Source organism: Clostridium sp. (assembly GCF_036643715.1).
Classification (GTDB): domain Bacteria; phylum Bacillota; class Clostridia; order Clostridiales; family Clostridiaceae; genus Clostridium.
Genome location: NZ_JAVXRL010000016.1, coordinates 40,970 through 53,160, shown reverse-complemented (window position 1 = coordinate 53,160; position 12,191 = coordinate 40,970). Strand labels below are relative to the sequence as shown.

The 12,191-nt window shown below is 27.2% G+C and carries 16 protein-coding genes and 1 pseudogene; 13 read left to right on the top strand and 4 right to left on the bottom strand.

Going from position 1 to position 12,191, the window contains the following annotated elements:
- The 5 genes from RSF37_RS06630 to amrS form a co-directional block, all read left to right on the top strand.
- On the top strand, positions 1 to 1,110 hold a 1,110-nt coding region (locus RSF37_RS06630), incomplete at its 5' end, for a DUF2812 domain-containing protein (protein ID WP_332563617.1).
- A gap of 50 nt (positions 1,111 to 1,160) precedes the next feature.
- Complete coding sequence (locus tag RSF37_RS06625; protein WP_332563616.1) at positions 1,161 to 1,298, top strand: hypothetical protein; 138 nt, start codon at positions 1,161 to 1,163, stop codon at positions 1,296 to 1,298.
- A gap of 138 nt (positions 1,299 to 1,436) precedes the next feature.
- Entirely contained in the window at positions 1,437 to 1,850 is a 414-nt protein-coding gene (locus RSF37_RS06620; protein ID WP_332563615.1) for a hypothetical protein, read from the top strand.
- Between the two features lie 149 nt (positions 1,851 to 1,999).
- On the top strand, positions 2,000 to 3,397 hold the full coding sequence (gene amrA / locus RSF37_RS06615; RefSeq protein WP_332563614.1) for an AmmeMemoRadiSam system protein A: 1,398 nt from the start codon (positions 2,000 to 2,002) through the stop codon (positions 3,395 to 3,397).
- Between the two features lie 2 nt (positions 3,398 to 3,399).
- Positions 3,400 to 4,293, top strand: a complete 894-nt coding sequence (amrS, locus tag RSF37_RS06610; protein WP_332563613.1) for an AmmeMemoRadiSam system radical SAM enzyme — start codon at positions 3,400 to 3,402, stop codon at positions 4,291 to 4,293.
- A 38-nt stretch (positions 4,294 to 4,331) separates the two neighbouring features.
- On the opposite strand, the gene RSF37_RS06605 is transcribed toward amrS, so the two are convergent.
- From RSF37_RS06605 to RSF37_RS06595, 4 genes and pseudogenes are all read right to left on the bottom strand, one after another.
- Positions 4,332 to 4,868 carry a hypothetical protein gene (locus RSF37_RS06605; protein WP_332563612.1) on the bottom strand — a complete coding sequence of 179 codons (537 nt, stop codon included), beginning with the start codon at positions 4,866 to 4,868 and terminating at the stop codon, positions 4,332 to 4,334.
- 27 nt (positions 4,869 to 4,895) lie between these two features.
- A pseudogene (locus RSF37_RS14775) lies at positions 4,896 to 4,973 on the bottom strand (hypothetical protein); the annotation flags it as partial.
- Positions 4,974 to 5,001: 28 nt separating this feature from the next.
- Entirely contained in the window at positions 5,002 to 5,763 is a 762-nt protein-coding gene (locus tag RSF37_RS06600) for a PH domain-containing protein (protein WP_332563611.1), read from the bottom strand.
- Positions 5,756 to 6,259: a PH domain-containing protein gene (locus RSF37_RS06595; RefSeq protein WP_332563610.1), complete on the bottom strand. Its 504-nt coding sequence runs from the start codon at positions 6,257 to 6,259 to the stop codon at positions 5,756 to 5,758. The genes RSF37_RS06600 and RSF37_RS06595 overlap by 8 nt, the downstream gene beginning before the upstream one ends.
- Positions 6,260 to 6,393: 134 nt before the next feature.
- Here RSF37_RS06595 and RSF37_RS06590 point away from each other — a divergent pair, with 134 nt between their 5' ends.
- From RSF37_RS06590 to RSF37_RS06555, 8 genes are all read left to right on the top strand, one after another.
- Positions 6,394 to 7,137 (top strand): AzlC family ABC transporter permease, encoded by a 744-nt coding sequence (locus tag RSF37_RS06590; protein WP_332563619.1) that lies wholly within the window; start codon positions 6,394 to 6,396, stop codon positions 7,135 to 7,137.
- A gap of 2 nt (positions 7,138 to 7,139) precedes the next feature.
- Positions 7,140 to 7,439 (top strand): AzlD domain-containing protein, encoded by a 300-nt coding sequence (locus RSF37_RS06585; RefSeq protein WP_332563609.1) that lies wholly within the window; start codon positions 7,140 to 7,142, stop codon positions 7,437 to 7,439.
- A 48-nt stretch (positions 7,440 to 7,487) separates the two neighbouring features.
- Positions 7,488 to 8,354: a hypothetical protein gene (locus tag RSF37_RS06580; RefSeq protein WP_332563608.1), complete on the top strand. Its 867-nt coding sequence runs from the start codon at positions 7,488 to 7,490 to the stop codon at positions 8,352 to 8,354.
- A gap of 58 nt (positions 8,355 to 8,412) precedes the next feature.
- The gene (locus RSF37_RS06575) at positions 8,413 to 9,084 is read left to right on the top strand and encodes a peptidylprolyl isomerase (protein WP_332563607.1); all 672 of its coding nucleotides are present in this window, start codon (positions 8,413 to 8,415) and stop codon (positions 9,082 to 9,084) included.
- 29 nt (positions 9,085 to 9,113) lie between these two features.
- Positions 9,114 to 9,947: a PHP domain-containing protein gene (locus RSF37_RS06570; RefSeq protein WP_332563606.1), complete on the top strand. Its 834-nt coding sequence runs from the start codon at positions 9,114 to 9,116 to the stop codon at positions 9,945 to 9,947.
- 233 nt (positions 9,948 to 10,180) lie between these two features.
- Positions 10,181 to 10,783: a manganese efflux pump MntP gene (locus RSF37_RS06565; RefSeq protein WP_332563605.1), complete on the top strand. Its 603-nt coding sequence runs from the start codon at positions 10,181 to 10,183 to the stop codon at positions 10,781 to 10,783.
- A 111-nt stretch (positions 10,784 to 10,894) separates the two neighbouring features.
- Positions 10,895 to 11,398, top strand: a complete 504-nt coding sequence (locus RSF37_RS06560; RefSeq protein WP_332563604.1) for a hypothetical protein — start codon at positions 10,895 to 10,897, stop codon at positions 11,396 to 11,398.
- On the top strand, positions 11,398 to 12,123 hold the full coding sequence (locus RSF37_RS06555; protein ID WP_332563603.1) for a hypothetical protein: 726 nt from the start codon (positions 11,398 to 11,400) through the stop codon (positions 12,121 to 12,123). Before RSF37_RS06560 ends, RSF37_RS06555 begins: the two co-directional genes overlap by 1 nt.
- Positions 12,124 to 12,191: the final 68 nt, after the last annotated feature.

The window sequence follows — 12,191 nt, the reverse complement described above, 5'->3', positions numbered from 1 at the left end:
ATGAGAATAGGGGATTGTAAATGGGTTATATTTAATTTATTGCCATACGAATATAAAAATTTAGAAAAATATTTAGAGAGTATGGCATTAAAGGGATGGAAGTTACAGAACATAATGGGTGTATTTTTAAAGTTCAAAAAAATAGTTCCTAAAAAGATAAAGTATTCAGTAGATGTAGTTAGTAAAGTATCAGTATTAGAGGGAAAGAATAGTGACATTGCATTAGAATATAGGGAGTATTGCATCACGGCAGGATGGACTTTTGTTTGTGAGAGAGACAAATTACAAATTTACTGTAGTGATGACGAAAGAGAAAGAGTTCCGATACATACTGATGAGAAAGAGAAATTTAATATTATATGTAAGGCTTCAATTACAAATATACTATTATATTTGCTTACTCCAGTAATAGTATTATTGACTCAATATGTTATTATAAAATCCAATTATAATGCTAGTTTTTTAGCTAACAATGTTAACGTTGTACTGTTAATTGGAATCACTTTACTTATGATTTATGAAGTTATAGGGCTAATAAATTTTATTATTTGGTATATTAAGTCAAAAATTAGGATAGAAAGGGGAGAGGCAATATTAGAGACATCTCCTATTAGTGCAAAGGTAAGAGAGCAAATTCATAAAGTTGCATTTATAGTAATTTTAATAAATGTACCATTAATAATCTATAGTTATATCGGTACTTATAATGAGCTAAAAGATACAAAGTATCCTTTAGAACTAAGTGATTTTAATATTAAATCAAGTGGTGAGGATAGTACTTATGCAAGTGAAAATAATGGAGTGTTAGCATCAACATTATTTTATAGTGAAACTAATAATAATTTAGATTTATTTTATGAATTATTTGAAAGTAAATATGAGTGGGCAGTTAATTATGATTTCAAAAAAATAATAGATAATGCTAATGAAAATAATATAAAATATAGTGAAATTAAAACAGATTTACCAAGCAGCATGAAATGTTATAAAAATAAAAATGATAATTATATTATTAAGTCAAATAATAAATTACTTGAAATAAGTAATAATGAAAATAAAATTAATGAAGAAATACTACTAAATAAGATATATGATAATATATTCAAGTAGTATAATGGTTGTAAAAAATGTACAAGACATTAAGAGGTGAATAGAAGTTTATGAAAAAAGAAAAAATGAAGTGTCCAGTATGTGGTGAAGATATGGAAGAATATGATTATGCATATGATAATAATCAGTATGGCAAAAAATATTATAAATGCCCAGTGTGCGGACATAAGACTAATACAATGAACTAAATATTAAATAGGTAATTTAGAATTAATTATTCTAACTACCTATTTTTTTATTTACATTTATTTGGAAAAGGTTATAATTAAAATAAGAATTAACTATATTTTAAATAAGTATATTAAAAATATAAGTGGGGTGGTAAGTTGAAAATAAATAAAGTTTTAATTTTAGTTAGCTCAATATTGTTAGTCCTAATGGTAGGTTGTTCAAGTGGGACTAATAATAAGATAGTTATGGAAAAATTAATAGCAGAAACAACTAACTATGAAGCAATAGGTGAAATCAATGACACTAAGGAAGTTCAAAAGGTTAAGGACACAATGGACGGTATTAAATGGGAAGATGCTAAGGTTGATATGGTACAACATCCTAAATATAAAGTTCATTTGAAGAATGATAACAATGAGGATGAATTAATTTATGATATATGGATAAGTCCAAAGAAAGATAAAATAGAAATTAGTGCTGAAAATAAAGGTAAATATGTTCAGTTAAATGAAGAAAAATCATCAGAATTATTTGAAATGATTTTTGGTAGAAAATTAGCGGACGAGTAAGAATTATGAAAAGATGACTGTTTTAAGTCATCTTTTTTTTATAGCATAATTCAAAAATTAGACTCTTTATTATACTTAATAGTAAATTTGAGAATACTATTACTAGTTACATAAAAAAATATTATTACACTAGAAAGAGGGAATATGAAATGAAAGGGTATTACTTAATGCCACATCCTCCAATTATGATACCTGAGATTGGATGCGGTAAAGAAAAGGAAATAATAAATACAATAAATGCATGCAATAAGATTGGTGAAGAAATATTTAAAAAAGATATAGATACAATAGTAATAATTACGCCTCATGGCAATGTTTTTAGAGATGGAGTATGCATAGCTTATGAGGATAGAATTAAAGGTGATTTAGGTAAATTTGGAGCTTTTGACGTTGCTTATGATTTAGAAATAAATAAAAATCTTACAAGAAAAATTATAGATAATTGCAATGAATCAAATATACCAGTTATAGAGCTTACAAAAGATAGGGAAGAGTTATATAATATTAAGCTTGAATTAGATCATGGAGCACTGGTACCACTTTACTATGTATTAAAAGAAAAGGAATATAGAATTGTTCATATAACTTATGGAATGCTTACTCCACTTGAACTATATAAATTTGGAATGCAAATTAAAAAGAGTATTGATGAAAATAATGAAAGGGCAGTAATAATTGCATCAGGAGATCTTTCCCACAAGTTAAAAGAGGGAGGACCTTATGAATACAGTGAATATGCAAAGAAGTTTGATAAGTCACTTTTAAATATTTTAGAAAAAGGTAATGTTAGTGAATTATTTAATATGGATGAAAATCTAATTATGGAAGCTTCAGAGTGTGGACTAAGATCACTATACATTCTTATGGGAACATTAGATGAAAAAGAAATTAAGGGAGATATATTAAGTTATGAAGGCCCTTTTGGAGTAGGCTATGCTGCTATAAGATTTAACACTTCAAATTCAGAGTCACTTTATAACACGCTAATATGGAATAAAGAAGAAGAACATAGAAATAAACTTAAAGAAGGTAATCCATATACTAAACTTGCAAGAAGTAATTTAGATAATTACTTTAAGAGTGGGATTTCACTAAGAGTAAGTGATATTAAAGATGAGAAATTATTAAAAGAAAGAAGAGGTGTATTTGTATCTCTTAAGATAAAGGGAATATTAAGAGGATGCATCGGAACAATAACACCAACAACTGAATGTATTGGTGTTGAAATAATAAAAAACTCATTAAGTGCTGCCTTTAATGATCCACGTTTTCCTAGGTTAAGAGAAGAGGAATTGTTAGAATGCAGTATTTCAGTTGATATATTAGATAAGGCGGAAAAATGTAGCTTAGAAGATTTAGATCCTAAAAATTATGGGGTAATCGTAAGTAGTCAAGGTAAAAGGGGCTTGTTACTTCCAAATTTAGAAGGAATAGATGATGCTAAAACTCAAGTTGAAATTGCTATGGATAAGGGAAATATATCACCTTTTGAAGATTATAAACTAGAAAGGTTTAAAGTTACTAGATATAAGGAAGGTGAACAGTAGTTTTGAGAGAAGCACAATTTTATAATATAGAAAATGGAATGGTAAGATGTTCTTTATGTCCTCACAGATGCTTAATTAAAGATGAGGAAGTTGGACTTTGCAAAGTAAGAAAAGCTAGCACCATGTTTGGAGATTTAAAGCTTTATACTTTAAATTATGGGGATTTTACAAGTGCGCAGATTGATCCTATTGAAAAGAAACCATTAAGTGAATTTCATAAAGGAAGTAAAATATTATCAATTGGATCATATGGATGTAATTTTACTTGTTCATTTTGCCAAAATTATGACATATCCCAAGAAAGACCAGATACTCAAGGAATAACTTCACTAGAACTTGCAAACATAGTATGTGAAAAGAATAATAATTTAGGAGTAGCATTCACTTATAATGAACCTACTGTATGGTATGAATTTGTATATGATACATCAAAGCTTATTAAAGAGATGAATAAAGATAAGAAAGTTGTTATTGTAACTAACGGATATATTAATGAAGAACCTTTAAGGAAGTTACTACCATTTGTTGATGCAATGAATATAGATTTAAAAGGTGATGATTGTTATTATAAAAGGCTTTGTACAGGAAGGATGTATCCTGTTAAGAAAACAATAGAAATTGCAAAAGAGCTTGGAATTCATGTTGAAGTTACAACGCTTCTAGTACCAGAAGAAAATACGAATGAAGAATTTTTAGATGAACTTGCAAACTTTATTGAAAAGGTTGATAAAGATATGCCACTTCATATATCAAGATATTTTCCAAAATATAAAATGGAAACAGAATTTACAAGTTTAGATGATATTAAAAAAGCATATAAGAAGTTAAGTCTAAAACTTAACAATATATATTTAGGTAATTTAAGTGAAAAAGAAAAAGATTATATTATGAACTAAAAAATAGAGAACCTACAAATTAAATAGGTTCTCTATTTTTAAAAAAGCTTGTCAGTTAAAGAGTTAAAAGTACATTCTTCAAATGATCCTATATGTTGTACGAAGTTAAAACTGTCTGATATACATGAAAAACTACCAGTTTTAAATTTAAATAAGTTCTTTAAAGGGCTACTTTTAATAGATACTAATTGTATATTCTTATATGGAATAGTAGTAACTGAAGTATCAAAAGCTCCTTTAGAAAAAGTAAATAAACTATCACCTATAATTACAGTATTAAACTTAAATACAAAATAACAATATAATAAGAAAAGTATTAATACTGGTATAAGAATAAAGGCATAATTATTTATGAACATTAATGCAATAGACGGAATTAAAACAAGTATAAAATAAACTAATCTAATGTAGAATGAATTTTTAGGAGCACGTACTAAATTCCCTTCATTTTTAAACTCAGGCAATATTTTAGCTAGTATCATATCTAATTCATCCTTCTTTACACATAAAGATAAACAAGGTGATTCGCTTTGTTCATCAGATAATCCAGCAACCATTCCTTGAAGAGAATACATGTTGAATAATTTACATAGCAATGAACGTTTAATAATAATTGCATTTACTTTATTTATTGAAAAAGAGTAATTTTTTTTATTAAATAATCCATAACTTAAGTAAATAATATCTGAATTTCTATTAACTTTAAAATCATAATACTTTTAAAATAATTGAACATCCTTGGAATATAACAACAAGGATAATGAATGGTATTAAAGAAGAAAATGATTCATTGCTTGATCTATCAAAAATTTCAAAGATAAATGGCAATACAACACATATAGTGAAAAATATTGAGTATGTAGGAAGGTTAAATATGCTATGTGTTATTACATCAAAACGTGAAAAATCAATAAGAGATGTATGTGATATATCATCTTTTTCCTTTACATTATGTATATTTTCACCTTTAATTTCACCTATTTTAGTTAATATTAAATTTTCTAATTCTAGGCAAACATTCTTATTTAGAACTATATGAACGTTATTAGTATTAGATAATAAGCTTGAATTTAAGTCAAACTTTAAAGATGCAGTTCCAATTATTCTTTGGAAAATATTTTGATTTATATTTACAGAAGCAATATTTTTTAATGGGAATGTTCTTTTGGATTTGAAAAATGTACTTCTTTCATAAACAAAATCAGTATTATCAAGATACATATAAGTTTTTCGCCATATAAGAAAATTTATAAAAATTCTTATTGAAATTATAAGTAAGAAACCTAAAGCAATAAGTAATCCTGTTTTAATGTTATCTGTTATAAGTGTATTAATACTATCTATAGAATTAAAGTCTATATCATTAAAGTATTGAGATACAAAATTGAATAAAAAAATAAATATAAAACCAAAAAATCCAAAACTACTTCTAAGTATTATTGATATATGAGATCTAAAAGGTTTATCCATTTTGGACCTCCTTTAAATTACGGCCTTTTATAACTAATTCATTTATCTTATCTTTTAACTTATCGCTTATTATATCCGCTTCTTTTATGTCTAAAAAGCTAATATTAGCAGTACTTCCAGCAGTAGATATAGTAACTTTTGCAAGTTTATATATTCTATCTATAGGGCCTTGATTTACTGATATTTGATGAATTCTCTCTATAGGAATAATTACTTTTTCTATAAAAATAGCTCCTTCAATTATTTCAATCTTATCATCGGTTATTATGTATCGATATCTTTTATATCTTAAGTTTGGCATAAATAATAGGTTAAGTAGTAATAAAGCAATTATGCCTATTATGGATATGTCAATAAATTTAATAAGTTCATTTGGAATTGTATTTCTTAGAATAATACGTAAAGTCATTAAAATGATTGACGTTATTAAAAGTGAAAGTAAAGCACTTATTCGCATGCATTTTTTTGCATCTGCATTTAGTTTGTTATATTTCATTTGTAATCCCCCTTTTTTAAGATATTATACCATAAATGTAAAATTTGGAGTGGTGAATTTGGTTATAAGTAAATATATGGTAAAATGTATAGTGGTATAAATAAAAATATTAGGGGCGATATATTGTGGAGAGTTTGGAAAATAGAGAGGAATTAAAAGAAGTTATTGAAACAAAATCACTTGATGATTTTAAAGATGGATTTAAAAAAGGTATTCCAATAGCACTTGGTTATATATCAGTATCAATAACATTTGGGATGATTGCATCAAGAGGTGGGGTGGATCCATTAGTAGCAGTTATGATCTCAATGACTAATTTAACTTCAGCAGGACAGTTTGCTGGAATTGATTTAATAATAAATAGTTCAACATTTTTTGAAATTGCACTTACTACTTTCATTATAAATATTAGATATATGCTTATGTCATTATCCCTTTCTCAAAAGTTTAGAAAGGGTATAAAAAAGAAGGAAAAGTATATAATAGCTTTTGGAGTTACAGATGAGACTTTTACAGTAGCATCATTAGAAAAATACGAATTAAGTTTTAAGTATATGCTAGGACTTATAATACCTCCATACTTTGGATGGGCTATTGGAACGTTTATTGGTGCAATAAGTACAAGCTTCATGGGAGAGCAACTTCAAGATGCATTAGGAATTGCTTTATATGGTATGTTTATAGCACTTATTGTTCCCGAAATGAAAAAAAGCAGAGCTGTATTAATAGTTGTTTTATTGGCAGTTTTAATAAGTGCCTTATTTAAATATGTAAGTTTTTTAAGTAATATATCGGCAGGATTTGCATTAATTATAGCGGCATTAGTGTCTGCCTGTGTTTGTGCAAAATTATTTCCAATTGATGATAAGGAGGCATAGAGATGTATTTAATTATATGTATAGTTATAATGGCTGCTGTTACTTATGGAACTAGAGTTTTTCCTTTTATATTTATGAAAAATAAAATAGAAAGTAAATTTTTAAGATCTGTTCTTTATTATATGCCATATTCAGTACTTGGAGCTATGACTTTTCCTAGTATATTTTATAGTACTGGTAATATGGTGTATTCATCTATCGGAGCTATAGTCGCTATATTATTAGCTTACTTTGAAAAATCATTAATTGTTGTTGCTGCATTTTCAGTATTTATAGTATATGTTATGAATTTTATAAATTAAGTTATATAATAGCCTTATACAGGAAAACTATATACAAGGAGGCAGTATATGAAAACAATAAGAGAATTGTATGATGAGTACACTGAAGGATTAATAGAAAACAATGAAGAGGGATTAGAGTATGAAGATTATTTATATATGTATTCTTTATATTTAAGAAGAAGTGGCTACAACTTAAATAGTGAAGATGAAGTCAATGAAGCTTTAAAAATGCAATTTAAATTATCTCATATAGACTTTGATGACGTTAGAGAAGGTGGAGTGTACGTATCCCCTCTAAGAGATGTTCCTTTATTTAATTTAAAGGAAGTACTAAATAAAGAAGATGTTGAACTTGAAAGATTTAATGTAACTTCTATTGAAAATGAAAGAGAATATATTGAAGTTGATTGTGGAATAGTAGAATTTAATATAAATAAACTTCTTGAAGAACGAAGTTCACTAAGAGTAAAAGATGGTTATAAAATAGTCTTTTATAAAATAAAAAATGGATTTGAAGATAAATATAGAGTGTATGCGTTTAGAGGATATAAAATGATTCCTTCACCATCAGAAGACACTGTAATTGATACTTATTTTGAAGGTATTGATTTTGATTTTTATGATGCATTACCTTTTATGGAAGGAATAAAAGGAGAGAATAATCCAAATGCTTATATGGAAGCTCTTTTATTATTTAATGAAGTAATGGAACTTCAAACTGGAGAAAAGGGAGATATTATATTATACGGAGAAAATAAGTATATTAATAATTCATTTGTACCTGAAGATCCAAGGCTTTATAGTACTAATTTAGGAAATGTTATAGAGTATTTTGGATATGTTGAGGGAGATGGCGGATATTCATTTAGTAGAAATATTGTAGCATTTAATGATTATAGTTTGGAACCTTTAATTTATAGAACTTTGATGTAGATTAATATAGGCATTAATTGGTATAATAAATTAAACTTAGAAAAAGGAGAGGGTACATATGAGAAAGAAAAGTTTAAAGCTAAAAGTAATTTTAGTTGTAGCATTAGGGGTATTAGCTATGTCTATCGCTGGATGCGGTAATGAAAAAGTTAAAGAGAATGTTAAGGAAGATAATAAGCCAAAACAGACAGAGGAAAAGATAGATGAAAAGGATCTTCCTGTAGTAACTATTAAAGTTAAGGATTTTGGAACTATGACAGGTGTATTATATCCAAATAAAGCACCAAACACAGTTAATAACTTTATTGAACTTGCAAATAGTGGATTTTATAATAATTTAACTTTCCACAGAGTTATAAAAGATTTTATGATTCAAGGTGGAGACCCAGATGGAACTGGTATGGGTGGTCCTGGATATAGTATTAAAGGTGAATTTACTTCAAATGGTTTTGATAATGATATAAAACATACAGAAGGTATTTTATCTATGGCACGTTCTCAAAGTAAGGATTCAGGCGGAAGTCAATTCTTTGTTATGACTGCTGATGCACCACATCTAGATGGAGATTATGCAGCTTTTGGTAAAATAACTGAAGGACTTGATGTACTTCATAATATTGAATCAGTTAAGACTGATAAAAATGATAAACCTATTAATGAAGTTAAGATTGAATCAATTAAAGTTGATACTAAAGGAAAAGAGTATAAGGCGCCAGAGAAGATTAAATAATAAATGGTGAAATAAAGGGAGGGGATAAAATGAGTAAAGTTGATTTGCATATTCATTCAAAATTTAGTGATGATGGTGAATTTACGCCAGAAGCTATTGTTGATATGGCTGTATCAAATGGAGTTACAAAAATAGCAATAACAGATCATAATTCCGTAAAAGGAGTAGAAAGAGCTATTAATTATTCACAAGGTAAAAATATTGAAATAGTACCTGGAATAGAAATAGACTGTACTTATAAAGAGGTAGATTTTCATATATTAGGATATGGAATAGATTATAAAGATAAGTGCTTTTTAGATATAGAAGAGAATGTGTTAGTTCAAGAGTTAAATAGCACAGAAGATAAGATAAGAAAGATACAAGAAGGGACAGATCTATTTGTTGATAGAGAAAAGATATTAAACATTGCAAATGGAAATATTGTAACAGGTGAGTTAATTGGAGAAGTAATTTTAGAAGATGAACGAAACAAAGATTCAGAATTACTTAAAACATATTACGAAGGTGGAGAGAAAAGTGATATGCCTTTTGTACATTTCTACTGGGACTTTTTCTCACAAGGAAAAGTTGCTTATGTAAAAATGGATTTTCCAAAGCTTGAAGATACTATAAAAATAATAAAAGAAAAAGGTGGAAAAGCCGTTCTTGCACATCCTGGCAATAACTTAAAAGGAAAATTAGAAATGCTAGAAGATATAATAAAAGAAGGAATAGATGGTATTGAAGTGTATAGTTCATATCATTCAGATGACCAAAGAAATTACTTCTTAAGAAAAGCTAAAGAAAATAATCTTGAAGCTACTTGGGGTAGTGATTTTCATGGTAAAAACAAGCCTAAAATTAAAATAGGAGAAATTTAAATATTTAATGTAGTATTTATATAAAATATCTGGTATTATTAAATACGAATTTAAAAATACTCGTTTGTATAAGGGAGTAGTTAGCTCATAGGTTGAATGAGTTATTAAGTCAACATATTGAATCTTTTTAGGATTCTGGCTTAATATTAAATAGCGAGACTTGTACGTGGCCTTTTTGTGCTACGTATGAGTCTTTTTTTATGCAAAAGAGTAGTAAAGATAGGAGAAATTATATGTCATTGATATCAATTTTTTTAACAGGAATAGGGCTCGCAATGGATGCGGTTGCAGTTTCAATTGCAAAAGGAATGACACTTAGAAAAAATTTATTGAAAAATGCAATTAAAATGGGGTTATTCTTTGGTATATTCCAAGCTATAATGCCTTTTATAGGATGGTTTGCGGGAATATACTTTAAAGATTATATTGAAGCTTTTGACCATTGGATTGCATTTATATTACTTTCAATAATTGGAGGTAAAATGATTTATGAATCAATAAAGTCAAGAAAAGAAGAAAAAGAATTATCAGAAAAAGAACTAGTAGACGAAGTTACAGTAGATGAAGAAGAGTGTGATGAATTAAATAACAAAAACTTAATAATACTTGCAATTGCAACTAGTATAGATGCATTAGCAGTTGGTGTAAGCTTTGCATTTTTAAATGTTAGTATAGTAAAAGCTATGATTATTATTGGAGGCACAACATTTGTATTATGTATAATAGCAGCATTAATCGGAAAAAAATTAGGTGGAGTATTCCAAAAGTACGCAGAGAGTGCCGGTGGGTTAATATTAATACTTATAGGACTTAAAATATTACTAGAACATTTATAAAATTATTCAAATATGATTATATTAGTAACAGTAAAATGTTATTAATATAGTCGTATTTTTTTGTAATTAAATATATAAAAAAGAATATAGATTATTAAGGAGGGGATGAAAATGAAATGGATCAATGTAACGTCAGTAAGTGAATTGAAAAAATTTAAAACTTTAAAAAATGCAAGAATAAGTATTAATAAAGATGTAAATGACTTTTTTAAAAAGAAAGGATGTAAAGATAAAAATATAAATGGAATGATAAAAATTAATAGTAATAGCTGGCAAGGTTTATATGATAAAATTGTGATTTTTAGAGAGCTATTAAAAGAATTTGATATAGATGAAAGCGAAATAAGCGAAATAGAAGTTAAAGAAATAAGTAGAAGTAAAAGTAAATATTTTTCATCGGAAGAATGTGAATATATTTTTTATTTGCTTGAGCTTGATGGAAAAGAAAGGGGGGACAAGCTGAAAATAACACGTGATTGTTATTTTGATAAAAAAGTTGCTAAGAAATGGAGAGATAATATAGCAAAAAAACTTCATCCAGATAAGTGTAGTCATAAAGAGGCTGCTAATGCAATTTCAAAATTAAATCAATTATATGAGGATATGATTTCATAATGAAAAAAGAAAAATCTATAGTCCCTTTTGAAGTATCAGTAAAAGATATGGAATATGAAATACCAAAGGATCCTAATAATACAACTCAAAGGGGAAGGAGCAGTGTAAAAAATTCTTGGAACAATTGTACGTATCTTGATAATATGGGTACAATGTGGATTGAACGTAGTAGAATTGATGGAATACTTAGGACAAGTAAAGGGGGCGCCCATTATAAGTTGAAAGATATACCAGATAGCAGTAGAAGGAGTATTGCTGGCAAGGAATATTTTAGAGCTTATGAAATAGGGAAAATATTAGATGAATTCATTCAAAGTGAAGGTATTGGTAAAAGAAAAGAGTACTTAAAATATTCAGAACAAATATATATGGCGATAAGAGATTCGTATACAGCAGAAAAGATAAGAACTATGTATTTAACGCAGCTTCAAGATAGTAGGAAGAATCTTAAAAATAGAAGAATAAGAAAGTATAAAATAACTGATGATGAGTTAACAGGATTAAAATTAATAAAAAAGAGTGCAGAATTTTCTCATATAAGAAGTTACGCATTATTTAAAGAGCTAGGTGATGATATAGAAAATGGACTAATTGTAAACAAAGATGTTCATGAAATAATAACGAAAAGAGGTGTAAACGATGAAAAAGAATTGTATACACTATGTGAGGAAATGAATTGGAGAATATGTTGGATGAAAAGGTTTAAAATGTATTTTGATATGTAATTTTTATGTAATGCGAATGTAACTAATAGCAAAAAAAATAGTGTTACTATAATAAAAAGTAGTAGTTA

Bases quoted from the DNA above. Each gene is read 5' to 3' on its own strand.
- RSF37_RS06585 (WP_332563609.1), top strand. From the start codon at position 7,140: ATGTATTTAATTATATGTATAGTTATAATGGCTGCTGTTACTTATGGA.
- RSF37_RS06565 (WP_332563605.1), top strand. From the start codon at position 10,181: ATGTCATTGATATCAATTTTTTTAACAGGAATAGGGCTCGCAATGGAT.
- RSF37_RS06600 (WP_332563611.1), bottom strand. From the start codon at position 5,763: ATGGATAAACCTTTTAGATCTCATATATCAATAATACTTAGAAGTAGT.
- RSF37_RS06560 (WP_332563604.1), top strand. From the start codon at position 10,895: ATGAAATGGATCAATGTAACGTCAGTAAGTGAATTGAAAAAATTTAAA.
- RSF37_RS06555 (WP_332563603.1), top strand. From the start codon at position 11,398: ATGAAAAAAGAAAAATCTATAGTCCCTTTTGAAGTATCAGTAAAAGAT.
- RSF37_RS06605 (WP_332563612.1), bottom strand. From the start codon at position 4,868: ATGTATTCTCTTCAAGGAATGGTTGCTGGATTATCTGATGAACAAAGC.
- RSF37_RS06625 (WP_332563616.1), top strand. From the start codon at position 1,161: ATGAAAAAAGAAAAAATGAAGTGTCCAGTATGTGGTGAAGATATGGAA.
- RSF37_RS06580 (WP_332563608.1), top strand. From the start codon at position 7,488: ATGAAAACAATAAGAGAATTGTATGATGAGTACACTGAAGGATTAATA.
- RSF37_RS06570 (WP_332563606.1), top strand. From the start codon at position 9,114: ATGAGTAAAGTTGATTTGCATATTCATTCAAAATTTAGTGATGATGGT.
- RSF37_RS06575 (WP_332563607.1), top strand. From the start codon at position 8,413: ATGAGAAAGAAAAGTTTAAAGCTAAAAGTAATTTTAGTTGTAGCATTA.
- amrA (WP_332563614.1), top strand. From the start codon at position 2,000: ATGAAAGGGTATTACTTAATGCCACATCCTCCAATTATGATACCTGAG.
- RSF37_RS06595 (WP_332563610.1), bottom strand. From the start codon at position 6,259: ATGAAATATAACAAACTAAATGCAGATGCAAAAAAATGCATGCGAATA.